Here is a 24,546-nt window from a genome sequence, read left to right as displayed (position 1 = left end):
ACACCGAGCTCCTCCGGCGTGGAGGAGGTCCCTGTGGGGACGACCGGAGCGGGTGAGACCGAGGAAACTCGAGCGTCGGTTCTGCCGAGCGCGCGGCTTAGATGGATCCGCCCACTCCCTCTAACCCCATCAGGAGGCGGCGTTCGCTGACCTCGGAGAGAAGCAAGAGCTCCACAGGACCGATCACGCGTCGAACCAGGATGCGCACGAGAGGGCGTTGACCGATGAACCCCGAATAGAGAACAAGTTTCCCGAAGCGACGTCCGCCAACACCTGCTTTTCCAGGGACAGGTCCGTCACGAGCCGGCGCAACCGCGCGTTCTCGCACTCCAGATCCTTCATCTTCCTGGCCTGGTCGACCTGGAGGCCGCCGTACTCCTTGCGCCAGCGGTAGTAGCTCTGCTCGGAGATCTCCGCCTCCTTGCACGCCGGCGCTAAGCTTTTGCCCTGTGCCGTCTGCACCTCGATCTGGCGCAGCTTCAGCACGACCTGCTCCGCACTCGTCTTCTGACCTCGCCGCATGTCCGACTCCTTCAGTCCTGGCTGATCCTCTCAATCAGCCCGGTTCAAAGCCAGCCGGTCAGGTCACGGGCAGATGGGTCTCCGAACTGCTCCGGCGCGCCTGGAAGCCTTCAAGAGGCAACCGGCGCGACACGGCGCTCGGAAGCTCGCGGCTGTGGCCGGTCGTCCGGACGATGTGCTCAATCGGCATGCACCGTCGTGAGAGCGCCGGGTTTGCATCGGGGGGGCGCCGTCCGGGCCATGGGCATGATCGCAACCTCATGCTACGCCGGCGATCAGAAGGCTCGGATTTGCCTCGGACCGCTGGAAGCGTCGGTGGTTCCTTACTGCCGAGCCGTCCCGGAGGCGCGTCGAGCCGTCCGGCCAAAGATCGACCAGGCGACGGAAGCAGTGCGGTGACGATAGACATCGAAGGACCGGGGTCGTCGACGGACAAGGGTAGCGAGGAGCTCACGGACCTCCTCCGGCCCGTGGATCTGAGTGCTCCCAGCAGCACGAAATTCGATCCGGTCCGGATCTGGCTGGCGGCCCGCGCCGGTTTGGAAGCGCGGCGCGTGGTCGTCTACTGGGTCAGCAAGCCCGGCAATTTCGACGTCCGCTTCCGACAGCCCGGGGTCGTTCGGGACCGGCCGGTACTGGGGTTCGCCTTGGTTCCGAGCGATGAGAGCCTGGACGGCTACAAGCGACCCGCCCGCCGCCTGGTCGAAGCCGGCGAGTTCCAAGCCATGGTCGTGTGTACGGTGCGCGACGGGGTCTGGCTATGCGAGGCGGCCTTTCTGCGCTCCGGGTCGGACGTCGACGCCACCGTAGGTGGCTTGGTGCCGGCCGACGCGATACTCCGCGTCGGCACTCAGTTGGAAGGGGGCATCGGGCCAGATGCGCCTCGGGTGGATCGGACTACCACCATGGAGAAGCCCTCGTTCGATTGGGAGGAGGCGGCCGACGATCTGAAGCCGGAAGGCCTCGACGACCGCAAGATCTCAGCGGGTTGGGGCGAGTACCCGCTCGACTCCGTCTTCGTTCGCACCGAGACGCGTACCGTTGGGGAGGTCGTGAGGCGAATACAAGCCGGTCGTTACCAGCTGGACCCGGAGTTTCAGCGTGATTTCGTCTGGTCGCCGACCAAGCAGTCGCGCCTCATCGAGTCTTGCACGATGCGGATACCGCTGCCGGTCTTCTACGTCGCGGAGATGAAGGACGGACGGATCGCCGTCGTCGACGGGCTGCAGCGGCTCACCACGTTCTCCAGATTCCTCGGCGGTGATCTGGCTCTGACCGGCCTCGACGATCCGGACAGCCCGCACAGACATCCTCTGTCCGGCAAGAAGTTCGCCGACCTTCCGCTGTCGCTGGCGGAACGCGTCGAGGACACGCAACTCACGCTGTACATTCTCGACGTCAAGGCACCCGATCGAGCCAAGCTCGACATCTTCGAACGCGTAAACAGCGGCGTTCCTCTCAGCCGTCAGCAGATGAGGAACTCCCTCTACAACGGGCCCGCAACCCGATGGCTGAAGGAGGCGGCATCCGACCCTGCGTTTCTCGAAGCGACGGGGAGGTCGCTCGATCCGAAGTCGATGCGGGATCGCGAGGCGATCAACAGATTCTGCGCCTTCTACGATACTGGGCGGGACGACTACCACGGCGGCGACATGGATGCGTTCCTCGGTCGCGCTCTCGAACGGCTGAACGAGGCGAGCGACGAACGACGGGCATTCCTGATGGACGCTTTCCGCCAATCGATGCGATTGAACTCCGATCTGTTCGGGAGGCATGCCTTCCGGAAATCCCTCGCTGAGACGGAGCCGGACGCCTACCGAACCGTCGTGAACATCGCTCTATTCGACGTGTGTTCCGTTCTGTTCGCGGAAGCCTCGCCGGCGTCGATCGAGGCGCGGCGGGACGAGATCCGGGCAGCTTTTCGCTCCCTCGTGCAAGACGAACAATTCAAGCATGCGATCACCTACTCGACGAACAGCACGCGGCAGGTGCGCATGCGCTTCGAGCTGGCGGCGTCGGCGATGCGGGGACTGGCTTGATGCTGGATCGTCTCCACCTGAAGAACTTCAAATGTTTCGACGAGCTGACGCTGCCGACTAAGCCGATCACTCTGCTGACGGGCTTCAACGCCGCTGGCAAATCGACCGCTCTGCAATCGGCCCTGTTGTTGGCGCAGCACCTCCGGCCCCACCGTTCGAGGCCACTCCTGGCTCTGAACGGCGATCTCGTCGAGCTCGGAACGCCTGGAGACGTATTGAACGAGCGCGCGGGGCGCGAACGGCGCACAATGGCCGTCGGCGCGGGATCCGGGAGGGCTGATGCCCTATGGCATCTAGGAGCGGACGATCGGAAGTCCGGTGCTGCCCTTACCGTCGAGCGCGTTGAATTCGTCGGTGCGACCACGGGGCCGGAGTCCCGCGATCCGGCCGATACGCTCGACGATCTACCCGGCGCATATGGAGCCATCGTCGCCGATCTGCGCGATCTGATCTATCTCAGCGCCGTGCGCACGGGGACCGCCGATACGTTCCCGGCCCGGGAAACCGTCGACCACGTACAGGCCGACGTCGGCGTGCGCGGCGAGTATGCACCCTGGTGGTTCGAACAGCTGATCGACGAACCCGTGGAGGTGGGAAGACGGCATCCGGACGAACCGGCGGCGACGCTGAGGCGGCAGTTCGACGCCTGGGCCGCGACACTCTTCCCCGGGGCCGAAGCGAACGCGCTCAGGTTGCCGCGCACGTCCCTCGTGCGCCTGGAGCTGCGAACCCGCACTACGAGCGAGTACCGTCGTCCCGCCAACATAGGCTACGGTCTGACGTACGCCTTCCCCATCCTAGTGGCGCTCCTGCTGGCCCGCGACGGCCAGACGGTCGTCGTCGACAGCCCCGAGGCCCATCTCCATCCACGTGGTCAATCCGCGATGGGCTATCTGCTGGCGTGTTTCGCGCAGGCCGGCGTCCAGATACTCGTCGAGACGCACAGCGATCACGTCCTGAACGGCGTGCGCTTGGCCGTGAGAGACGGCCGCGTTTCCCGAGAAGATGCCGCCGTGCATTTCTTCGTGCCGGGCGAGGATCCGGAAGGCGGGTCCACGCGCGTCGTGTCTCCCGGCTTCGGAGCCGACGGCAGCCTCGGCGAGTGGCCGGAGGGCTTCTTCGATCAAGCCGATCGGGATCTCGCCCGACTGGCGGGCTGGGACTGACGTGACCTTTCTCTTCAACGACATGTCGCTCGGCGGACAGTACGCCCAGGCCGAGGACTTCCATCGGGAGCTAGACGAACTGCTGGCCGTGCTCGCGCGAGTGCCCGGTCTGCGTGGTCGTCTCTTCTCGTCACGATCGCTCGGCAACCGCCCCATCACGGCGACCCAAAACTTCCAGCAGGCGGTGAGAGCCTCGAACGACAGGGATTTCGTACGACGGGTTCTGGGCTGGATAGCCTCCGCGGGCCCGTTCTGGGAGGACGAGCGCACGGACAATGCGGACGACTGCTTCCATTTCGATGGGAGCGACGTCACCGATCAGGGTCTCGGCGAAACTGCACGCCGGCACCTCGCAGGTGTGAGAGTCGCGAGTTTCGGCATGCTGGCCTCTCCGCACCGCTGCGATGCCGCCGCGCTAGACGTTCTGCACGGGCTCCTCGAAGCTCCGATCGGGACGGTGAACGTGCCGAATGTCGCTGGGACCGCCGCACTGCTCGCGCAGGCCGAGCGGGACAGAGGTCCGCCGACCAGCTGGATCGACATGCTCGAACGGATCGGGACGAACTACCCGACGCTGGCGCTCGGTTCGGATCTGATACGCACGCTTCGCCCACATCCTTTCAGCGTCTATGTCGCCGAGCGGACCTGCGAGCTGCTGGGCATTCTCCACGCCTACGTCGTCAGTCGGGATGCGAACGGCCTGCATACGGCACGGACGAACGAGATCGTCGACAGGTTCTTCGCGGGTTCGCGGGCGCGGTTTACGGACGAGTCCCGGTCGAACAAGGATGAGTTCGCACAGGAAATGACCTTCGAAGATCCGCTCGATCCCGGTAGACGGGTCTTCTGTCCGTTCCACGGCAAGATCAACACGCCTCCTTTTCGCATCCATTTCGCTTGGCCTCTCCCGGCTTCGGAGACGCACATCAGAATCGTCTACATCGGTCCGAAGATCACCCGGTGACGCTCGGCCGCCGATCGTCGAAGCGGTGGGAACGCGTGTGGACTCCGTGAATGCGACGATGGTCCGGGGATGCGGAAGCGGCATTGACCGATCGCGCGATGTTCCGGGCACACCTACCGACCGAGGGGAGGCGAGGGCGCCGAGTCGCCTGGGGATCCGGTGAGTAAGTCTCCGGATCGGGGTCGCTCCCATCGCCGAGGCGCTGTACGCTGAGTGGTCGGTGGTGCGTAAGGTTCGGGATGAAGGCGGTCGGGCTGTTCTCCGGGATCGGGGGCTTCGAGCTGGGCCTCGCCCGGGCGGGTCATCAGATCTCAATGACCTGCGAGGTTCTGCCGACCGCACGCGCCGTTCTCGAGGCTAGGCTCCCCGGACCAGAATTGCGGGGCGACGTCCGCGACGTGCGCAGTCTGCCTGGCGACGTGGAGATCCTGGTGGGCGGCTTTCCGTGCCAGGATCTGAGCCAGGCCGGTCCGACTCTCGGCCTCGGTGGTACGCGGAGCGCTCTGGTCGGAGAGGTCTTCCGTCTCGCGGGTTCGTCGAAAGTACCTTGGATCGTACTGGAGAACGTACCTTTTATGCTGCAGCTCGGCGGCGGTGCCGCCATGCGAACCATAGTCTCGACGCTGGAGGATCTCGGATACCGTTGGGCTTGGCGCGTAGTGGACAGCTTCGGCTTCGGCTTACCTCAGCGTCGCGAACGCGTGTTTCTCGTAGCGTCGAGAGTTGCGGATCCGGCGGACGTTCTCATGGCCGACGAGGTTCTTCTGGACCGGCCGGCGACGGCGATCGGAATCCGCGCGCACGGCTTCTACTGGACCGAGGGGCGAGGGGGGCTCGGTTGGGCCGTCGATGCGGTTCCGACGCTCAAGAACGGCTCCTCCGTCGGCATACCTTCCCCGCCGGCGGTCCTGATGCCGAACGGGGCAGTGATCACGCCTGACGTCAGGGATGCGGAACGTCTGCAGGGCTTTGCCGAGGATTGGACTGTGCCCGCGACGGGCGTAGCGCGGGCGAATTTCCGCTGGGGCTTGGTCGGCAATGCGGTCAGCGTTCCTGTCGCCGAGTGGCTCGGCGGCAGACTTGCTCGTCCGGGTAGCTACGATCGTCGCCGCGACATCGGCTTCCCCGACAGCGGATCGCTACCCAAGGCTGCTCGTTCCGACGGGTCCAAGAGGTACCGGGTCGACATCGGATCGGACCCGATCGGATCGGCGCCGCCTTCTCTCGCGTCGTTCCTGCGGTATCCCGGCGTACCGCTCAGCGCGAGGGCGACGGCTGGCTTCTTGTCGCGCACTCGCGTTTCCAAACTGCGTTTCGCAGAAGGTTTCATCTCCGCCCTCGAAGAACACCTCGTCGCCATGGCAGGATCCTCGGCGACGCGCTCGACGGACCCGCGCGATCCATCGCGTTCCCAGACTCTGATCGCTGCAGCTTCGCGGTAGGCGATTCCGGCCACAGGGGTCGATAGCCCGGCCCTCGCAATACCCCGCCGCGCGATCGAGCAGGCATTGCGCGACCTCATCGAGGAACGGAAATCTAAAGCCGTTTGGAACGTGAGCGGTGCCTACGAAGGCAATCTCCTCCAATGGTGAGCGCCGCCGTGACCGCGCAAGCCAGGGAAGGCCGGATCGCCGTCGTCGGAGCGGGTCTGGTCGGAAGCGGGTGGGCCATCGTGTTCGCCTGTGCCGGCCTTCCGATCTCGCTCCACGACGCGGCTCCAGGTGCCGCGGAACGGGCCCACGCGCTGATCGGCGAGCGCCTACAGGATCTGCAGCGGGCCGAGCTCGTCGGGGATCGCCGGCGACACAATGATCGATTCGATCGCGCGAGGCTGCGCGAAGGCGGACGAGCGTTTAACGCTGAAGCTGTGCGCAGCGAAGTAGGCGCCGCCGAAGCCGCCCGTCGACGCGATCAGGCGATCGGCATCATCCGCACGCCACGTCTTGCAAGGGTGTTGGCCACGGGTCTCGATCCGCGGCCGCCTCCGTCGTCGGTGATCGCGATGTCCGGCGTATCCTCCTCAAGCCATGCCTGTGCGCTGACGGCGTCGAGGAAGGCCAGGAAGTCGAAGCTTTTCGAGATCAGCGACTTGACGCCGCGCTCGCGTCGGTTCTCGTCGTCGGACAGAACCAGGCAGAAGCGGCGGCCGACCGGATCGTCGGCCCGGCTGGTCATGCCGCCTTCCGGGTTCTGCCGGCGGCCGCGTTTCCCGAGGCGCGTTTCCTGGCCGGTGTAGTATGCTTCGACTCGGCCTTTCGTGGCGAGGCCTTCTTCGGCGCTTCGCCCTTCTCGGAATCTATGCTGCGCCTCAGGGCCTCCATGAGGTTCACGACGTTCCCGAAGCTTGATGCGCCGGCCTTCGCCTTGCTCTTGTCCTTCGCCGGCTTCGGCGCCTTGCCCTTCACCAGTGCGATCAGCGCCTCCTCGTAGCGATCCTCGAACTTCGAGGGATCGAACTTCCGGGTGGAGCGCGCGATCAGCTCCTCGGCCAGCTTCCGCATCTCGTCCGTGGGATCGCCGTCAGGCATGTCCTCGAAGTAGGCCGTGGGCGATCGGACCTCGTCCTGGTAGCGCAGCAGCGTCGCGAGCAGGCCCTTGCCGTAGGGATCAAGCAGGACCACCCGCTCGCGCTTGAAGATGACGATGCGGCCGAGCCCGGCCATGCCCTTCTTCTTCATCGCATCCCGGATGGCGGCGAACGCCTCTCTGGAGACCTTGTCCTCGGCCGCGAGGTAGTACGGCTTGTCGAGATAGCGCTCGTCCACCTCCTCGCGCCGGCAGAAGGCTTCGATGTTGATCGTGTGCGTGCTCTCCAGGGCGATCTCGCTGAGCTCGTAGTCCTCGATTGGCACGAGGTCGTCCTTGGCGATCTCGCATCCCTTGACCTGATCGTCGCGCTCGACGGTTTCGCCGGTCACGGAGTCGACCATCAGCTGCTTGAGACGGTTTCCGGTCTCGCGGTTGATCGTATGACACTTCAGCTCTCGCGACGAACTGATTGCCGGATACAGTCCGACGGCGCAGGAAACGAGCGAAAGTCGGAGATGACCTTTCCAGTTGGCGCGGGCAGCCACGACCGTCTCCTGAGTCCGTCCAAGTATTCGCCTCCAAACTGTGCGCCAGTTGAGCGCCGGTCGGGAGCTTGGCGATTCAACGAGCTCCATCTCGACTCGTTCCTCCACAGCAGTTTCTGTAGATTACTTGCCGATTATTGTAGTTCGCGCCGCGGCTTGGGACGCTCAGGAACCCAGTCCAGCGGCCCCCGTTTCCACGAAGCGATGACCGAGCTTCTCAGACCGTATCGGGACAAGCGGAATTTCGAGGCCTCGCCCGAGCCCAAGGGCAGGCGCGGCCGAAGGGCGGCCGAGGCGAGGTTCGTCGTTCAGAAGCACGACGCGCGACGCCTGCACTACGATCTGCGTCTTGAGATGGACGGCGTGCTCAAGAGCTGGGCCGTGACGCGGGGACCGAGCCTGTCGCCTGCCGAGAAGCGGCTCGCTGTCATGACGGAGGACCACCCGGTCGAGTACCTGGACTGGGAAGGTGCGATCCCGAAGGGCCAGTACGGCGGCGGGACCATGATCGTCTGGGACACGGGATTGTGGGAGCCCGTCTGCGATCCGGCCGCCGGGCTGGAGAAGGGCCATCTCGAGTTCTCCCTGCACGGCGAGAGGCTCGGTGGACGCTGGCACCTCGTGCGGTTGAAGGACCGCGACGGCGAGAAGAAGCAACCCTGGCTGCTGATGAAGGCCGACGACGAGCATGCTCGCCGCGACGGGGACATCCTCGTTGAGCACGAGGCCTCAGTCCTGTCGGGCCGGACCAATCGGGATCTCGCGGCGGGCGGAGTCGTCAGAGGCGACCACGCGACCCGCGTCCAGGTGGCTGCCGAGCGGAAGGCGAAGCCGCCCGCGACGCGGTCAAAGGGAGCCCGCAAGGCGATCCTGCCACCCTTCGTAGAGCCGGCTCTTGCAACCCTCGTCGACGATGTGCCGTCCGGCGACGGGTGGCTGTACGAGATCAAGCACGACGGCTACCGCATGCAGGCCCGCGTCGACGGCGGCTCGGTGAAGCTGCTGACGCGCTCGGGCCTCGACTGGACCGCGAAGTTCGAACCTACGGCGCTGGTCCTGAAGGCTATGAAGCTGCCCTCGGCCCTGATCGACGGCGAGATCGTGGTCGAAACGGAGAACGGCGTCTCCGACTTCTCCGCCCTGCAGCAGGCGCTCGCCGCGGGCGAGACGGGATCGGCGGTCTTCTACGTCTTCGATCTGCTCAACCTGGACGGGAGGGACATCTGGGGCCTGCCCCTGTCCGAGCGCAAGGATCTGCTTCTGCAGACCCTCGACGATGCGCCGCCGGGCGGCCCCATCCGCTTCAGCGAGCATCACGCCGCCGACGGCGCGGCCATGGCGCGCCACGCCTGCAGGCTCGGTCTGGAAGGCATCGTCGCCAAGCATGCGGCCTCGCCCTACCGGTCTGGCCGGACGGACCACTGGCGCAAGATCAAGTGCACCTGGTCGGAGGAGTTCGTCGTCGCGGGCTACATGCCTTCGACGACGGCGACCCGATCCGTCGGGTCGTTGATCCTCGGGACGCACGAGGACGGCATCCTCGTCCACGTGGGTCGGGTGGGCACCGGCTTCCGCGGAAAGGTCGCACGGGATCTCTGGACCGAGTTGGAGCCGCTACGCATCCCGGCGCCGCCGTTCAAGGCCGCGATACCGCCGCTCGCCGGCCGCAACGCCCGCTGGGTAGAGCCCCGGCTCGTCTGCGAGGTGACCTTTCGCGGTTGGACGGCCGAAGACCAGCTGCGGCATGCGTCGTTCAAGACCCTCCGTGCCGACGTGCGTCCGGACGAGGTCGTGCGGGAGAAGAAACCGACGCGCCCGAACGTGCGGCCGGGAAAATCCTCGGAGGTGGCCGTGGCGCTGACGCATCCGGATCGCGTGCTCTGGCCCGACGTCGGCCTGACCAAGGAGGGTCTCGCCGAGTACTATGCGGAAATTGCCGACCACGTCCTGCCGCACGTGATCGACAGACCGCTGTCCCTGCTCCGTTGCCCGGACGGCCTCGGATCCTGCATCTACCAGAAGCACGCCTGGGCCGGGCTCGACGAGCGGTACATACGATCCGTGGACGGCAAGAAGGCCGTCGTGATCCGCGATCGCGAAGGTCTTCGCGCCCTGGTCCAAGCGAGCGTCCTCAAGATTCATCCCTGGGGGGCGACGGCATCGGACCCGGATCGTCCGGACCGGCTGGTCTTCGACCTGGATCCCGGCGAAGGCGTCGGATGGGGCGATCTCGTCGCCGGCGCGCTGGAGGTGCGCGAGCGGCTGTCCGCATCGGGCTTCGCCACCTTCGTGAAGACCACCGGCGGCAAGGGGCTGCACGTGGTTGTGCCGATCGAGCCCGGAGCCGGTTGGGACGAGGCGAAGGCCTTCACGAAGCGCATCGCATCCGAGATGGCGAAGGACGCGCCCGATCGTTATGTCGCCACCGTGTCGAAGAAGGCCAGGGACGGTCGCATCTACGTGGACTACCTGCGCAACCAACGGGGCGCGACCGCCGTCGCGGCCTTCTCGACGCGGGCCCGTCCCGTGGCGCCCGTATCCGTTCCTGTCGATTGGGACGAACTACCGTCGCTCGGGTCCGGCGCGTGCTTCGATGTCGCCAGCGTGCCGGGGCGGCTCGCTGCGCTGAAGCGCGATCCATGGGCCGGGTTCGAGCGCGCGGCGCGCCCTCTGTTGGCGACCGGTGGGTGAAGTCGTCATCGTGACGAGCCGCTTTGGCGATTGAGGTCGGGATGATCCCTCATCTACGATCACAACCCGTGCTTCGGCTTTGGTAGATCGAGGAGGCGCAACCCATTCCTTCGATCCCGGTTTCGTCCCTTCCGCCTGGTACACAATGGTGGTACACGCGGATACGGACACGACGCAGAACGACCTTGTCTGTCAGTGGGTTGGCAGGTGTGGGAAACGAATGGGGTCTGAATCCCCCCGAGTCCGCCCCAGTGAGACTCGAACTCAAGGCTGGCACCTTGCTCGATCAGGCGAAACGCACGGTCGGCTGCCAGGACGGCTGCTCCGCCCAGCAGCAACACGAGTACTCCGACTGCGGCCGGAAGTGCCTCGGACCGTACCGCCACCGCAGCCAAGATTGCGGCGCAGAGGATCAGAACGCCGACAGCTCCCACCGATCGTTCGTCATCCCCGCCCCGCGGAGCCACTCCGCGGTAGATCAGGAGCCCGGCCACGAACGCTCCGGCCGCAACGACATAAGTCGGTACCGCGATCGGCAGGTCCAAGAACCAAGGCTTGAGATCGATTTTGCCTGGGCAGGATATGGCGACAAGCGATGCGAGGGCCAGGCCCGAATAGAAGGCGGGCGGGCGGCGGACTGGGGATTGCAAGCTCACGTTTCGGTACGCTCCGTCCCGGCGGTCCTCGGTCTGCGTGAATAGCGCAGAACGGCATCCGCTGTCCTCTCTGCACCTGAGGTCATTTTCGTAAGAGGCGAATTCGCTCTCACGGCGACTTGAGGCCGGCTGCGTCGATCCGATTTTGTGACCGGCGTCATCCGATACCAATCATGGCGGGACGGCGCTCGGCAAGTTCCGGCATACCCATGCCCGCTTACCAGGAGGCTCGGAACGATGCCAAATCCTTCGCCGGACGTTCGATACTTGCCGATGCTCCGCAATGCCGGAGAGTCTCGGTGGTGGTCTCTTGGGCATCGAACCGTTCAGGCGCAGAGCTGGCCGGTGACTGGGTCGACCAGTCGTCCGTCGGAATTTCTCACGCAATTACCCTTGGACGGGTACCAACCTCCTAGCGGAGAGACCGGCGACAGCGCCGTGACGAAAGACGCCTGGACGTCGGAGAAGTTTGAAACCGCCGGCGGAACGGGACGTTCAGCCATGAGAAACGCCTTCTCGGCATCCGTGCTGGGAGGCTTCAGATACAGCTTTACGACGGGATGATTGTGATCTCCGCATTTAGTGTCGCCGACGTATTCGTATCTTTCCACCATCTCTTCGGAAATTTCGATCCAGTCGGTACAGTCCATAGCCTTTGAAAAGCAGATTTTTTTAGCATCATTTGAGCGTTTGACTGCGCCGGTCAAGATGCGAGGTGGACCGAGAGCCAGCTCATCGAACATCGACGCAGCGGAAAACGCGCTCACCTTGTTCGTGGCGGCACTAGCTTTGGCCATGTTGTCACCCATCTGCAACAGAGACTCGATTTGAAAAGCTTATGCCGCTCTATGTGGCGGCCGAAGGTTGATATGTTCGGCCGATAGTGTCAACTGGTCCTCGAAAGGCCAGTCCAGATGAATATCAGGTCAGGATCTAGAGCCCTGTCTTCTCTCCTGAAAGCACTGTTATCCTGTGCGCTTTTAGCGCTTTACACAGGATGCGCTGCAATAGACAGTTTTGCACCACGAGCGGCAACATTCAACGAAGCCACGGCGACGTCGAAAAGTCATTCGATACTCTTGAACATTCTCCGCGCTGCATTTTCCGAACCCCTGCAGTTTACTGATATTGCCACGGCCCAGGGCACCGCGACAGCGGAGGGTACACTTACAGCCTCGTTTCCCATCCCTTTCCGAGGCGGTTTCGGATCTCCGCTGGCTCAGCAATTCATCAGCCCGCAACCCACCGTACGGGCGAACGGCAGCAACCAATTCAATCTCGCCAACTTGAACACGCAAGAGTTCTACAACGGCATTCAAACGCCTTTGACCAGTCAACAAGTCGGGACACTGCTCCTCAACGGCTTCGATGCGGATGTCCTCCTCATGCTGACCATTGCCGAGGTCGAGGTCACGACCGGTGCCGGGCGGGCGGTCTTCCGGAACGAGCCCCGCTCGCCGCTCGACATCGGCATTTTCTACACAGCGATCCGATCTCTGATTGCGGCCGGCATCAGCGCCGAATCCTCCGGAGATGGCGCAGCAGTCGGCCCTCCCCTGTCGGCGACGGAAGCAAAGCAGATCCTGCCGGACCTGATCCGAACCACCGCGACCGAGCCACTCACGCTCCGCAAGGAGAAGAGCGGCGGCTATCAACTCGCAAAAAAAGGCGGGTCCACTCGCTTCTGTTTCGATGCTGTGAAAAGCTCGAACAGCCAGACACTGAACGGGCGAGAGATCTACATCGATCTCAGGACGTCCTCATCAAGGCGCGTCGCGCTTACGATCCCACCGCAACCTATTTCGACTATCGTTCTGCAGGGCGCCGACTTCTGCGGCCTCGGCAGCGATACAAAAAACGCGCAAGCGATCGGGCGATCTTTGAAGTTTAGATTTAGATCAGTCGAGGGTATTTTCCAGTATCTTGGCTCCATAGCTCGGGGCCAACTCGGAATGACCGGAGCGCGATCGGAAGATTTCCGATTGACTGAACGATATGATCTTTTCAGAATACATCGTGGTATCAACGGCAGCGTGTTTTCGATCAGCCACCATGGAGAAGACTATAGCATCGTAGCCGATCCAAACGGGGAGTACGATGGCTCGACCAGATCCGTACAGCTTTTGACTAGCCTACTCGCACTTCAGAGCTCGGCGAAGAATTTTCCTTCACAGAACCTCGTGACCATCGTCGGCCGATGAATCCCGGTGACTCTACCGAGACTGCGGTCGGTCGCGCGCCCTTTGCCAGCCGGACGCTGGCCTGGTCTGCCAGAGTGGGATCTGGCTCACCTGTTTCCAGCCAATCACTTTCCCGTCGGCAGGCTTGGCGGAGGCGGAAGAGTAGGTGTCTGTGTTCCAAATCGACCGACGGACCCCTTTATTTTAAGGAGTTCTATCCTATACTTATTATAATCATTTGCGTAATCCGTCATAACATTATTTAACTCGTCTCCAGTTTTTCCTCTTGCTTCCTGTTTAAATAAATTCGTCCTTGTGCCTATGTTTGAGTATACTTCTATATATTTATCTATCGTCTCTGGGATGTGCAATGTAGTCGTTAAGGCAGTTACTCCGGTTACAAGTGAAGTGGCTACGATGCCCACTGGCCTAGTCCAATACTTGTTGTCGTCCCCTTGTAGAGCAATCATTACGGTAGCTACTATTCCGCATATTCCTACAAATATGACTGAATATAACCAAATCGAGTTCCACCAATCGATATCGCTGCGAATCTCATTCAATTGAGCAATTGCGTGCTGGACATAGCACTTGATCTCCAGCACGCAATCTTCGGGAGGCCGGGCTCTCGATAGATCCTCTGCCACTTCATCCTCCATGTTGATCCAGTTACTGCTAAATTCTAGCAACCATACCTGAGGTCAAGTCAATACGGTTCTGCGGGTAGACAGCAGATGGGCGGTACGCCTCCGGTGAGAGCCGCCTTGTGAGACGGGGCCTCGTGTCCGACGTCTGACCTTAATGCTGGCGTTAAGGTCATCGGATCAGGGCGATGCGGGTCGAGGTTCTTGGCGGGGTCGAGCGCCGGCGGCGCTGGAGTTTCGAGGAGAAGGCGCGGATCGTCGAGGCGTCCTACGCGGCCAAGACGTCGGTGAGTGCGCTCGCGCGCCGCTACGGGATCGCGCTCGGATTGCTGTTCACGTGGCGCCGGCAAGCCCGCGAGGGCCAGCTCGGCGGGGCCGAGCAGGCTCCGGTGTTCGTGCCCGTGGTGACAAAACCGGAGCTGGATCCTGGCTCCTGCGTGACAAACCTGCCGGCATCGGCCCCGGCAGACGAGCATCCGCGTCGCCGCCGCCGGGCCGGTGTGATCAAGATTGATCTCGGCTGTGGCCGGCTTCTCAAGGTCGATCGGGACGTCAACGCGGAGGCGCTGCGCCGGGTGCTGTCGGTCCTGGAGGGGCGATGATCCCAGTCCCCATCGGCGTGCAGGTGTGGCTGGCCACTGGTCACACTGACATGCGCAAGGGCTTCCCCGGCCTCGCGCTGCAGGTGCAGGAGGTGCTCCGGCGCGATCCGCTGAGTGGGCATCTGTTCTGCTTCCGCGGCCGCCGCGGCGACCTGCTGAAGGTCATCTGGCACGACGGCCAGGGCGCGTGCCTGTTCACGAAGAGATTGGAACGGGGTCGCTTCCTGTGGCCGAGCCCAGCCGACGGCGTGGTGACGATCTCATCGGCGCAGATGGGCTACCTGCTCTCGGGCATCGACTGGCGTCATCCCCAGGAGACCTGGCGGCCCAGCTCAATCGGGTGAGGTCGGCCCTTTCCAGGATCGGGCAGCCGTGATTCCCTCCCCCCGTGACCACGACGCCCGAGTCGCTCCCTTCCGACCTCGCCGCCGCGCACGCCATGATCCTGGCCGAGCGCGCTGCGCGGCTGAGTGCCGAGGCGGACCGATTGAGCGGTGCGGCGCTGATCGCGCATCTCAAGCTGCAGATCGAGAAGCTGCGGCGCGAGCTCTACGGCACGCGCTCGGAGCGCGCGGCACGGCTCATCGACCAGATGGAGCTCGAACTGGAAGAGCTGGAAGCGACCGCCACGGAACAGGCGGTCGCCGCCCAGGCTGCCCTGGCGCGCACGCTGGGGGCCGGCCTGCCGCCCCGCCATCCCCCATCGCGCAAGCCGTTCCCGGCCCATCTCCCGCGCGAGCGCGTTCTCGTTCCGGCCCCTGAGTGCTGCCCCTGCTGTGGTTCGGCCAAGCTGTCCAAGCTCGGCCAGGACATCACGGAGACGCTGGAGGTGATCCCCCGGACCTGGAAGGTGATCCAGACCGTGCGCGAGCGCTTCTCGTGCCGGGCCTGCGAGACGGTCACGCAGCCGCCCGCGCCCTTCCACGTCACGCCGCGCGGCTTTGCCGGGCCTCACCTCCTGGCGACGATCCTGTTCGAGAAGTTCGGCCAGCATCAGCCGCTGAACCGCCAGAGCGAGCGCTTCGCCCGGGAGGGGATCGCGCTGTCGGTCTCGACGCTGGCCGACCAAGTCGGCGCCTGCACGGCTGCGCTCGCGCCCCTGCACACGCTGATCGCCGCGCATGTTCTGGCGGCCGGGCGGCTGCACGGCGACGACACCACGGTGCCGATCCTGGCCAAGGGTCGGACGATCACCGGCCGGATCTGGACCTATGTCCGTGACGACCGCCCCTTCGGCGGCCTGGATCCGCCGGCGGCGCTGTTCTACGCCTCGCGCGACCGGGCCGGAGAGCATCCCGAGGCTCATCTGCGCGGTTACCGCGGGATCCTGCAGGCGGATGCCTATAGCGGAATCGCCTCTACGATCCCGCACGCCCGCAAGGCGCGATCCGCCCGGCGCTCTGCTGGGCTCATGCCCGCCGCGGGTTCTTTGTCCTCGCCGACGGTGGCCGAGCGGCTGGCCCAACTTGAGGCACAGAATAAGACCCTGGAGGCCAGGCTCGGCCAGCAGGAGCGAGTCTGCAATATTGGACGCAAGGTCCTGCTCGGCGCCCTCGTCCTGCAGCATCTCCACGCCAGCCACGATCCCGCCTTCACACAGCGCCTCGCCGACGGGCTCCGCCGCGAGCTCCCGGGCTTCCTCACCCACGGGGCCGATCGCGCCCTGTTTGACGATCTGTTTGGTGCGCATACCGAGTCTATTAGCGACAACGATGCCGGACCCGACACTTTCCCGGCGTGAGCTGCACGACCTCGTCTGGTCAACGCCCATGTCCAAGCTCGCGGCTCGTTATGGGATTTCGGACGCCGGGCTGAAGAAGGCTTGCGACCGGCACCAGGTGCCTACGCCGCCGCGCGGCTACTGGGCTAAGCTCAAAGCCGGGCACAAGCCGAAGCAGGTTCCGCTCTCGCCAGTGACCGATACCCGGCTCGACCGGATCAGGCTCGGATCGTCCAGCCTCGCCTTGCCGGAACCCGTGCGCCTGGTCATTGAAGCCCAGAAGGCAGAGCGGAAGCGTGCGTTCAAGCCTGCGCAGCAGCCCGCATTGATTGGCAGCGGGCCCATCGCCGACGTTCATACTGCCGTGCGGCGAACCGTCCAGGTACTCCGTCGATGCAAGCCGACCGAGCCGGCCGTTCACGCCGCTGGCGAAGGCTTGTGCGGGGTGTGGGTGGGCCGGGACAGCGTCGAACGCGCCGTCTTCGTGCTCGACCAGTTGGCCCGCCTGCTCGCCGGAAAGGGCGCACCCCTCGTCCCGACAGGACAGGCCATGAAGGTCTTGGTCGGATCGGACACCGCCGTCCTTGTCCTTTCCGAACGCAGGCGGACGGTTGCACACGTCCCGAACGCCAAAGAGCTGGCCGAGGAAGCCCGCCGGCAGGAGCAGCTTGAGCGCTACTGGCGCAATCCGACTCGGTGGCCGCAGCCACCATACGGGCGCGTCTATCCAGAAACGGACACGATTTGGACCGGCGAGCTGTCGATCCGGATTGAGGGTTACAGTGACGGCGTGCGGCGAACCTGGGCTGATGGCCGGACCCAGCGCCTTGAGGATCTCATACCGTTGGTCGTGGACGGGATTGACGTGCTCCTCGCCGCGCGCAAGGCCCAGCGTGAAGCTCGTGAGGAGCAGGCGCGGCAATGGGCAGAACTCGAACGCCGTCGGAAGTTGGCCTCGGCTCGGCGGGAGCGGGAGAAAGCGCGGCTGGCGTTCTTCGACGGCCTCGTGGCCCTGCGGCGCGGTGCCGACGATATACGCAGGGCTCTGTCCGAGATCGACTCAAGCCTCTCCGCATCCGAGGGCGGCCAGGTTGCCCGAATGATGGCCTGGGGTGAGACCCGGCTGCGCGAGATGGAGGAGGAGCTGCAGGCCGCTCGGATTGAGGAGCGCCTGACCGTGGCGAAGCTCTTTCCGGGCGAGGATGAGGACGAACTGAGCGACCCACTCGGTGAGCCGGCGCCCAGGTAGCGGTACTGGCCACCTGTCAGCCGGGTTCGTTTCCGAGGTTCTAGCGGGTGGCCGCACGCGGCACCGGAAACCACTCTGTGCCGCACCGGTAGTGTGCGGAACGGTCGAGGATTTCGACGCCGAGATCGGGCTCAACCTGCGCTCCGCGTTCTTCGTCGCCCAAGCGGTGGCGCGGGGGCTGATCGCCGCCGGGCGGCCCAGCTCTATCATCCACATATCCTCGCGGATGGGCTACGTCGGCGGTGCGCGGCTCTCGGTCTACTGCGCCTCGACCCAAGAGCCTACGGATGGACAATGAGCCGGAGTTTGCCTGGCGCATGCTCGACTAATGGGCGTACTTGAACGGGGTTGAGATCGACTTCTCCCGACCGGGCAAGCCGACCGACAACGCCTACGTCGAAGCGTTCAACGGCCGCCTGCGGGCGGAGTGTCTGAACGCCTCGTGGTTCCTGTCGCTAGCCGACGCCCGTGAGCGCATTGAGGACTGGAGTTGCCACTACAACGAAGACTGACCCCGTACGGCCCTGGGCGGCTTGACGCCCCGCGCCTTCGCCAACCAAGCTGTCACAGCCCGAGAAACTTCATAGGTCGTGGACCACAAACTGGGTCAACTCCAACTGGCTCAAAAGCCATATCAAAGGACGGACCACTTCAATGGGGCGGATCAGCCCGGCCTCGAGGAGGTGAAAAGATGCGCTGCCGGCTTGGCAGCTACACTCCTGCCCGCTCACGGGAGCTACGGGGGCTACAGGCCTGGCTCCCTGAAGTCACACGCGAGACGTGGCGCTTATCGAATCCCATCGCATCGCGGATCGAAGAAAGGCTTGCCCCTGGTCGTGCGCCAATTGGTTGTGACCTTAAGTTCAGGCAAATCGACCAGAGGCCTTCGCGCCGAACGCGCATCCCGACGCGCTGCCTCAAGCCAGTCGACTGAGTCGGAGACGCCGCGCAGAGACGGACCTTCGGCCCTAATCTGCGGCGAAGTCGAGAGAACCGAATTCCGTGTGGCGCCAGTCACGAACCTGACTTAGGTCGAGATAAGTAGTCGCACAAGAATGATTTGATTTTCGGTAAAACAATAAAAACCCATATATCATCCAATATAGTCACGCCAAGTACATGAAGCGCGCACATTAAAAACTTAGCAACTGTATGCAAATGGATTTTGATGGCTACGCTCGCGGCGTAGCGGTATGGATCTCTTCTTGTGCGTCATACAAGTTCGGTGATGCTGGACTCGCAGTCAGGGCAAGGCGTATCTTCATGAGATTGGTGGAGAATAGACTGTAGCTGTATCACACACCTGGAGGTTCCGATGCGTGTCGTCGTTGCGGCGGTTCTCGGTGTCGTCTGCCTCGTCCCGCTTCGGTCGGCGCTCGCCCAATCGACGCCAGCTCTGCTCAAACCTGGTGCGACGCTAGGGACGGTCGAAGCTCTTGCCGGCGAAGACGAGAACGAGCCCGAGGGAGTTAGCGGGATTGCATGCCGTCCCGCCACAGGCTTGGGCAGGACCTGTTTGCTCATCAACGACGAAAGCCAAGCAGCCCAGGTTGTGCAGATCAAGGACGGCGTAATAATTCCGGGAGAGACCATCCCGATTGTCGGCGATGCTCCATCCACGGAAACCCTTGGCCGAGCTCCTCGCGTCACGTCGTGTCCTAAGAAGGATGCGGGAGGCTTCGACGAGAGCGACGGCGAGGGTGTCGCCTTCTCAGACCCCTATTTCTACGTCGTCGGATCGCACGGCTGTTCCCGGAAGAAGGGCAAATTCAAGCTGTCGTCGTTTCTCGTCGCCCGCATCCGGATGGATGCGCAGGACGTTCCAGACGGTAAGAAGTATAGTCTTGAAACGAGCTATAGGCTCTCCGACTACTTGCAACGCGCTCCACGGGTCGGCCGGTTCTTCGGTGCACAGCTACAGAACTCCGAAGCCTCTGACGATGATGCAAACGGATTGAATGTCGAAGGTATCGCCGTGCGGGGCGACACGATGTACGTCGGCCTTCGAGCGCCAGTCGATCGCGATGCGGGAGAGGCGTTCCTCCTTCGCGTCAGCGTGTCCGCTTTGTTTGATAAGACTTCAGGAAAGGAGCATGCGCCGTCGGAAGCCGTTCCGGACGTCATTCCACTCAGGCTCGGCAGAAACGTCGGCATTCGCGATTTGACGTTCATGCCGGATGATCGCCTGTTGGTTCTAGGCGGCCCCGCACAGGAGCAGAGTGTCCCATACGGGCTGTATGCCGTCGAACCTTCTACGGGGGCAGTGAGCGCCTCCTGGAGAATTCCACCGCTGGTCGGCGCCTTGAAGAAGGGTAAAGCGGAAGCGCTGACGATGCTCGGTCCGGGACGTGTCCTGATCATGTTCGATGCGCTCGCTAACGGGGGCGCCCGAGAATACTCGTTCGAGTGAGCGCGAGCCGAGACTGATCTCGGCCCCTCCGGCCGATCGGCTGCTCGACGCCGAAACGTCGCACGGTCGCTCTGTAGACGGCCAATCGCTCGAAGAGGCGCAAATCGCGACCGGCCTAGGGCAGAATATCTACATCGGCGTCCGGCCACATTCCTCCTTTGACTCTCAGCCACCTGATTTCGTTACTTCCCTGCATCTTCATTCAAGATGTCATAACCAACTCAGTGCAGTAGCCTTGCAATCAGCCTGATCCAAAACCTCGGGCATGTTGCTTTCAGTTTTAGAATCTTTTCGGTTGTGCTAGGATCCAGTGCTGATCACGAGGCGTGGGAGATAGCTTGATGACATTAGCCGCGAGCCGTCAATCAATACCAGATGACATTTGGGCGAAAATGCAGGGTCGATCCTGGCATAGTGATCGAGGGTGCCTGCCTCGTAAAAATCTGGTTTTTGTTACTTTGCCATATTTGAATTTTTCCGGAGTGACGGTGGAGGGTCACCTGATTGTACACTTGGATGTTGCCGATGATGTGATGAGCATATTTACAGAAATCCATCAGAGTGGAAAATTTCGTATTGAGAAGATGAACTTAGTAGATGATTACGATGGAGATGACGACAAGTCTATGTTCGACAATAATACTAGCGCTTACAACTGTCGGCTTACAAGAGGTGGTGCAACCATGTCATCTCATGGGCGCGGCATCGCCATAGATATCAACCCCGTGCAAAATCCTTGGGTCAAGGGCAGTGAAACTGCCCCCGCAAATGGAGTGAATTACAATACTCCCGACAAGCGTGATGCAGCTTTCCGCCGGGGCGCACATGGAATTGTCATGCCAGACGATGTTGTCGTCGCATCCTTTGCTCGCAAAGGATGGAAATGGGGCGGGGTTTTTACAACGCGGAAAGATTATCAGCATTTTTCTGAAGATGGCATGTAGATCTGAATCGAGCGTCGCTCATGATTGCAAAACAGGTCAGTGATGCATACTTTGGCCTGCGCTTTTGGTGCTTTTATCGGCATATCGATCTAATTGCTGTCGATAAAACACGAATTATATGAAATTTCGGTTGGAGAGTCTGCTGGACTCAATAGGGAGGAAAGAAGATGGTTGTCTGGGACGATCTCATCGCAGAATACCGCTCGGACAGAAACGTTACGGACGAGCTTAAGATTGCCTCTTTAGCTCAATGGATTCAAGAGTCTGGGCGCGGTTCAAGCCAACTTGCGCAGCAACACATGAATTTCGGGGGATTGAAGTATCGCGAGAGAATGAAGGGGTATGCTCAACCTGTAGATTACACAGGTACAGACGGGGAGGAAACTACTTACTGCAAATTTGGGAGTGTGCAGGAATTCATAAGAGGATACTGGCGTTTCATATCGAGTGGACCATATGAAGAATGGCAAAAATATAGAAGTAAACCTGATGGATATATTGATTATATCTCAAACCATGGATATTCGGCGGACCGAAATTATCCCAAAGCGGTAAAATCTCTCTTCAAAGAAGCGAGCAATCTCTTGGGAGTGTCGCTCCAATCTGGAGGCTCGACTGACCGCATAAGTGGATCGAGCGTCGCAAAGCCGAACTGGACCGATCTGCAGGCTAAGTTTTTGAATCGAAGGGCTGGTCCCGTATTAGGTATAATTCTGCACGACACAGCGGGGTCAGGAACGCACAATGACACGATCTACCTTTCAAATCCGCAGGATGGAAGGAAAGTAAGTGTGGATTTCACTGTGGAGCGAGATGGGGGAATTTGGAAGTTGAATCCTGATATAAGGGCGTACTATTGCAATCATGCGGGCCGAGCCACGGCTTGGAATGGCTTTCGAAATGCGCGCGTAAATTCCGTGACGATTGGAATTGAAATAGTACAGAAATCCGATCTTAGTCTAAGTCCTATCTATCCAAGTGCTCAGGTAGAAGCCGTCGCAAATCTTTGTGCTTGGCTGAGTTCCACGTTCAATATCAGCAACTCTCATATAACGACTCATAGACAAATAATCACTGATGGCTCCCGCTCAGATCCAAGAAAGTTCCCGTTCGAAGAGTTCTGGGAGGCTTACTGGGCAGCATTTGGTGGCCGGGAAATGTTTGTCGCTTCTTTGGCCGGCGACGGTGTGATTGAGGATGAGTCCGAGGATGAAGGGAGTCTCAATGATGCCTGATAGGCCATAGTTCCATGCTTTACGTGGCGCTGCGGTCTGGCATGACTGCAGCGCCGGCGGACCGCCGCCATCAGAGATGGCGGCGGTCCGCCGGCGTGAGATCTGCAAGCATATGTAGAACGGCGCAACTGATCCTCCCATGATCTCGCGGACCCAGGGAGATTAGCTCGCGGTCCGTTCGGCTTGCTCAGGCGTGAGATGGCCGAGTGCCGAATGGATGCGCTGCCGATTGTAGTAGCCCTCGATGTAAGTGAATAGGTCGCGTCGCGCCTCATCTCGGGTTGTCCATCGTCGCTGATGGACGAGCTCGACTTTGAGGGTGTGGAAGAAGCTCTCCATCGGAGCGTTGTCGTAGCAGCATCCTGTCCGGCTCATCGACGGCCTCGCCCCCATGGCGGCGAGCTGCTTCCGGTAGGCCTCGGCTGCGTACTGGCTGCCGCGATCCGAGTGGCAGATCAGCCCGGCAGCCGGTCGCTGCCGCTGAGCGGCCATCATCAGCGCCGCCACGCTCAACTCGGCCCGCATATGATCGCGCATCGACCAGCCGATGATCTTGCGCGTGGCCAGATCGAGGACGGCGGCCAGGTACAGCCAGCCCTCGCCGGTTGGCAGGTAGGTGATGTCGGCCAGCCAGACCGTGTTTGGCCGCGCGGCCGAGAAGTCCTGCTTCAGGAGGTTTGGGGCGATCGGGAGATCGTGACGGCTGTCTGCAGCGCGGCAATCAGGATGAGACCAGCGCGTCAATCAAGGTGAGAGGAACCGCCGATCTGATGACGCAAGGAGGGCGAAGCCCGACCGGAGGCGTCAGATCGGCGTCGGCGTGACCTCGAAGGGGCATGCTGTCTGGTGATCGCGACCGCCGGGCCAGGTGCGGGGTCGTCCTCAGTCTGAGGAGCCCGCCCGTGCCCGGCTGCCACGTGCCCGATCACCAGATGAGGCTCTTCATGCAGTTCCGTCAGAGCGACAGCGTCGCCGCGGCCGCCGCCAAGGCCGCCTTCAGTCCCGCCACCGGCCATCGCATCGCCGCCGATCCACGCTTGCCCTCGGCCAAGAAGACCCCACGCGGTCGACGTCGGCCCGATCCCCTCGCCGAGGTGTTTGAGGACGAGATCGTGCCACTGCTCGAGGCCGCGCCCGGTCTGAGGCCGGTAGCCGTCTTCGAGGAGATCCTGCGCCGTCATCCCGATCTCGGCGCAGGAGTCCGCCGCACCTTGGAGCGGCGAATCTGGGCCTGGCGCGCCGTGCACGGAGCCGACCAGGACGTCATCTTCCGTCAGGCCCACGAGCCCGGGCGGGTGTGACTGTCGGACTTTACCGACATGGCCGATCTCGGCGTCACCATCGCTGGCCTGCGCCTCGACCATCGGCTCTACCACTTCCGGCTCGCCTACTCCGGCTTCGAGCACGCCCACGTCGTGCTCGGCGGCGTGCCCCACGAGCACCGCACCGACAGCCTCTCGGCCGCCTTCCGCAACCTCGACGAGGCCGCCCAGGAGGATCTCAGCCGCCGCTACGAGGCCTTGTGCGCCCACTTCGGCATGACGCCCACCCGCAACAACACCGGCCTCGCCCACGAGAACGGTTCGTTCGAGGGCCCGCACGGCCACCTCAAGCGGGCCATTGCCGACGCGCTCCTGCTGCGCACCAGCACCGACTTCCCCGACCTGACCGCCTACCGCACCTTCGTCGACGAGCTCGTCGGACGCCGCAACGCTCGCCAAGCGAAGCGCATCGATAGCGAGCGTGCCGTCCTGGCGCGACTGCCCGAATGGCGCTCGTGCGACAACGAGCAGGTCAGCGTGCGCGTCTCCTCGGCCGGCGGGTTCCGCCTGCGCAAGGTGTTCTACACCGTACCCTCGCGCCTGATCGGCCACACCCTGCGCGTGCGCCTCTACGATGACCGCCTCGACGTCTTCGTCGGCGGTTCTCACCTCCTGACTCTACCGCGGGGGCGGGCTCATCCGGACGGACGGCACGATCAGGTCGTCGACTACCACCACGTCATCCTCGCCCTCCGGCGCAAGCCGATGGCGATGCTCAACCTCGTCTACCGCGACCGGCTCTTCCCGCGCGCACCCTACAGGCACGCCTTCGAGGCCCTGCGGGCCGCGCTTCCGGAACGGCAGGCCTGCCGCATCGCCGTCGACTTGCTCGCGCTGGTGACCTGACCGGCTGGCTTTGGACCGGGCTGATTGAGAGGATCAGCCGGGATCAAGGGAGTCGGACATGCGGCGAGGTCAGAAGACGAGCGCGGAGCAGGTTGTGCTGAAGCTGCGCCAGATCGAGGTGCAGACGGCACAAGGCAAGAGCTTAGCGCTGGCGTGCAAGGAGGCGGAGATCTCCGAGCAGAGCTATTACCGCTGGCGCAAGGAGTACGGCGGCCTCCAGGTCGACCAGGCCAGGAAGATGAAGGATCTGGAGTGCGAGAACGCGCGGTTGCGCCGGCTCGT

The 24,546-nt window shown here is 62.8% G+C and carries 19 protein-coding genes and 5 pseudogenes; 18 read left to right on the top strand and 6 right to left on the bottom strand.

The window, feature by feature from the left end; all coding sequences use genetic code 11:
* Positions 1–210: 210 nt before the first annotated feature.
* A pseudogene (locus BM314_RS28665) lies at positions 211–522 on the bottom strand (transposase); the annotation flags it as partial.
* 395 nt (positions 523–917) lie between these two features.
* On the opposite strand from BM314_RS28665, the gene BM314_RS28660 reads away from it, so the two are divergent.
* The 4 genes from BM314_RS28660 to BM314_RS28645 all read left to right on the top strand — a co-directional run bounded on the left by BM314_RS28660 (position 918) and on the right by BM314_RS28645 (position 6,133).
* Positions 918–2,561: a DUF262 domain-containing protein gene (locus BM314_RS28660; protein ID WP_244447705.1), complete on the top strand. Its 1,644-nt coding sequence runs from the start codon at positions 918–920 to the stop codon at positions 2,559–2,561.
* Entirely contained in the window at positions 2,561–3,727 is a 1,167-nt protein-coding gene (locus BM314_RS28655) for an AAA family ATPase (RefSeq protein ID WP_043759945.1), read from the top strand. Before BM314_RS28660 ends, BM314_RS28655 begins: the two co-directional genes overlap by 1 nt.
* A 1-nt stretch (position 3,728) precedes the next feature.
* A complete protein-coding gene (locus BM314_RS28650) occupies positions 3,729–4,691 on the top strand; it encodes a hypothetical protein (RefSeq protein WP_043759946.1) in 963 nt (320 codons plus the stop codon).
* Positions 4,692–4,930: 239 nt separating this feature from the next.
* Complete coding sequence (locus tag BM314_RS28645) at positions 4,931–6,133, top strand: DNA cytosine methyltransferase (RefSeq protein WP_091981898.1); 1,203 nt, start codon at positions 4,931–4,933, stop codon at positions 6,131–6,133.
* A gap of 469 nt (positions 6,134–6,602) precedes the next feature.
* Here BM314_RS28645 and BM314_RS31160 read toward each other — a convergent pair whose 3' ends face one another.
* Both BM314_RS31160 and BM314_RS28635 read right to left on the bottom strand, forming a co-directional pair.
* Complete coding sequence (locus tag BM314_RS31160; protein WP_043759948.1) at positions 6,603–6,866, bottom strand: hypothetical protein; 264 nt, start codon at positions 6,864–6,866, stop codon at positions 6,603–6,605.
* A complete protein-coding gene (locus BM314_RS28635; protein ID WP_170868205.1) occupies positions 6,863–7,765 on the bottom strand; it encodes a non-homologous end joining protein Ku in 903 nt (300 codons plus the stop codon). Before BM314_RS28635 ends, BM314_RS31160 begins: the two co-directional genes overlap by 4 nt.
* Before the next feature lie 204 nt (positions 7,766–7,969).
* Here BM314_RS28635 and ligD point away from each other — a divergent pair, with 204 nt between their 5' ends.
* Entirely contained in the window at positions 7,970–10,456 is a 2,487-nt protein-coding gene (gene ligD / locus BM314_RS28630; protein ID WP_091981891.1) for a DNA ligase D, read from the top strand.
* Positions 10,457–11,438: 982 nt separating this feature from the next.
* Here the strand turns inward: ligD and BM314_RS30335 are convergent.
* On the bottom strand, positions 11,439–11,921 hold the full coding sequence (locus tag BM314_RS30335; RefSeq protein ID WP_139237900.1) for a hypothetical protein: 483 nt from the start codon (positions 11,919–11,921) through the stop codon (positions 11,439–11,441).
* A 270-nt stretch (positions 11,922–12,191) separates the two neighbouring features.
* Between BM314_RS30335 and BM314_RS30330 the strand changes: the two genes are divergently transcribed.
* Positions 12,192–13,313, top strand: a complete 1,122-nt coding sequence (locus BM314_RS30330) for a hypothetical protein (RefSeq protein WP_139237899.1) — start codon at positions 12,192–12,194, stop codon at positions 13,311–13,313.
* A 104-nt stretch (positions 13,314–13,417) separates the two neighbouring features.
* Here the strand turns inward: BM314_RS30330 and BM314_RS30325 are convergent, their stop codons facing one another.
* Entirely contained in the window at positions 13,418–13,951 is a 534-nt protein-coding gene (locus BM314_RS30325) for a hypothetical protein (RefSeq protein WP_210187362.1), read from the bottom strand.
* A gap of 173 nt (positions 13,952–14,124) precedes the next feature.
* Here BM314_RS30325 and BM314_RS28625 point away from each other — a divergent pair, with 173 nt between their 5' ends.
* The 10 genes and pseudogenes from BM314_RS28625 (at position 14,125) to BM314_RS28580 (ending at position 22,096) form a co-directional block, all read left to right on the top strand.
* Positions 14,125–14,538 (top strand): IS66-like element accessory protein TnpA, encoded by a 414-nt coding sequence (locus BM314_RS28625; RefSeq protein WP_043759951.1) that lies wholly within the window; start codon positions 14,125–14,127, stop codon positions 14,536–14,538.
* Positions 14,535–14,882: an IS66 family insertion sequence element accessory protein TnpB gene (gene tnpB, locus BM314_RS28620; RefSeq protein ID WP_043759953.1), complete on the top strand. Its 348-nt coding sequence runs from the start codon at positions 14,535–14,537 to the stop codon at positions 14,880–14,882. The genes BM314_RS28625 and tnpB overlap by 4 nt, the downstream gene beginning before the upstream one ends.
* 95 nt (positions 14,883–14,977) lie before the next feature.
* Positions 14,978–15,981, top strand: a pseudogene (locus BM314_RS28615) (IS66 family transposase); the annotation flags it as partial.
* A gap of 1 nt (position 15,982) precedes the next feature.
* On the top strand, positions 15,983–16,279 hold the full coding sequence (locus tag BM314_RS28610) for a hypothetical protein (protein WP_091981890.1): 297 nt from the start codon (positions 15,983–15,985) through the stop codon (positions 16,277–16,279).
* Between the two features lie 28 nt (positions 16,280–16,307).
* Entirely contained in the window at positions 16,308–17,507 is a 1,200-nt protein-coding gene (locus BM314_RS28605) for a coiled-coil domain-containing protein (RefSeq protein WP_139237897.1), read from the top strand.
* Positions 17,488–17,805 carry an SDR family NAD(P)-dependent oxidoreductase gene (locus BM314_RS28600; RefSeq protein ID WP_091981885.1) on the top strand — a complete coding sequence of 106 codons (318 nt, stop codon included), beginning with the start codon at positions 17,488–17,490 and terminating at the stop codon, positions 17,803–17,805. Before BM314_RS28605 ends, BM314_RS28600 begins: the two co-directional genes overlap by 20 nt.
* Positions 17,780–18,094: pseudogene (locus tag BM314_RS28595) on the top strand (integrase core domain-containing protein); the annotation flags it as partial. The gene BM314_RS28600 and the pseudogene BM314_RS28595, both read left to right, overlap by 26 nt.
* 728 nt (positions 18,095–18,822) lie before the next feature.
* Positions 18,823–19,917, top strand: a complete 1,095-nt coding sequence (locus tag BM314_RS28590) for a DUF3616 domain-containing protein (protein ID WP_091981883.1) — start codon at positions 18,823–18,825, stop codon at positions 19,915–19,917.
* Between the two features lie 341 nt (positions 19,918–20,258).
* The gene (locus BM314_RS28585) at positions 20,259–20,861 is read left to right on the top strand and encodes a M15 family metallopeptidase (protein WP_091981881.1); all 603 of its coding nucleotides are present in this window, start codon (positions 20,259–20,261) and stop codon (positions 20,859–20,861) included.
* Positions 20,862–21,028: 167 nt separating this feature from the next.
* Positions 21,029–22,096, top strand: coding sequence for an N-acetylmuramoyl-L-alanine amidase (locus tag BM314_RS28580; RefSeq protein ID WP_091981878.1), 1,068 nt, complete (start codon positions 21,029–21,031; stop codon positions 22,094–22,096).
* A gap of 162 nt (positions 22,097–22,258) precedes the next feature.
* Here the strand turns inward: BM314_RS28580 and BM314_RS28575 are convergent.
* Positions 22,259–22,804: pseudogene (locus BM314_RS28575) on the bottom strand (IS3 family transposase); the annotation flags it as partial.
* Positions 22,805–23,028: 224 nt separating this feature from the next.
* Here BM314_RS28575 and BM314_RS28570 point away from each other — a divergent pair.
* Together BM314_RS28570 and BM314_RS28565 are read left to right on the top strand one after the other, a co-directional pair.
* Positions 23,029–24,255, top strand: a pseudogene (locus tag BM314_RS28570) (IS21 family transposase); the annotation flags it as partial.
* 67 nt (positions 24,256–24,322) lie between these two features.
* On the top strand, positions 24,323–24,546 hold a 224-nt coding region (locus tag BM314_RS28565; protein ID WP_139237896.1), incomplete at its 3' end, for a transposase.

The organism is Methylobacterium sp. 13MFTsu3.1M2, from assembly GCF_900112625.1.
Taxonomy (GTDB): Bacteria; Pseudomonadota; Alphaproteobacteria; order Rhizobiales; family Beijerinckiaceae; genus Methylobacterium.
The sequence above is the reverse complement of the archived record's forward strand: the minus strand, read 5'-3'. Positions and strand labels throughout refer to the sequence as shown.

Excerpts from the sequence above, each read along its gene's own strand:
- BM314_RS28655 (WP_043759945.1), top strand. The coding sequence starts at position 2,561 with ATGCTGGATCGTCTCCACCTGAAGAACTTCAAATGTTTCGACGAGCTG.
- BM314_RS28645 (WP_091981898.1), top strand. The coding sequence starts at position 4,931 with ATGAAGGCGGTCGGGCTGTTCTCCGGGATCGGGGGCTTCGAGCTGGGC.
- BM314_RS31160 (WP_043759948.1), bottom strand. The coding sequence starts at position 6,866 with ATGACCAGCCGGGCCGACGATCCGGTCGGCCGCCGCTTCTGCCTGGTT.
- ligD (WP_091981891.1), top strand. The coding sequence starts at position 7,970 with ATGACCGAGCTTCTCAGACCGTATCGGGACAAGCGGAATTTCGAGGCC.
- BM314_RS30335 (WP_139237900.1), bottom strand. The coding sequence starts at position 11,921 with ATGGGTGACAACATGGCCAAAGCTAGTGCCGCCACGAACAAGGTGAGC.
- BM314_RS30325 (WP_210187362.1), bottom strand. The coding sequence starts at position 13,951 with ATGGAGGATGAAGTGGCAGAGGATCTATCGAGAGCCCGGCCTCCCGAA.
- BM314_RS28625 (WP_043759951.1), top strand. The coding sequence starts at position 14,125 with ATGCGGGTCGAGGTTCTTGGCGGGGTCGAGCGCCGGCGGCGCTGGAGT.
- tnpB (WP_043759953.1), top strand. The coding sequence starts at position 14,535 with ATGATCCCAGTCCCCATCGGCGTGCAGGTGTGGCTGGCCACTGGTCAC.
- BM314_RS28605 (WP_139237897.1), top strand. The coding sequence starts at position 16,308 with ATGTCCAAGCTCGCGGCTCGTTATGGGATTTCGGACGCCGGGCTGAAG.
- BM314_RS28590 (WP_091981883.1), top strand. The coding sequence starts at position 18,823 with ATGCGTGTCGTCGTTGCGGCGGTTCTCGGTGTCGTCTGCCTCGTCCCG.
- BM314_RS28585 (WP_091981881.1), top strand. The coding sequence starts at position 20,259 with ATGACATTAGCCGCGAGCCGTCAATCAATACCAGATGACATTTGGGCG.
- BM314_RS28580 (WP_091981878.1), top strand. The coding sequence starts at position 21,029 with ATGGTTGTCTGGGACGATCTCATCGCAGAATACCGCTCGGACAGAAAC.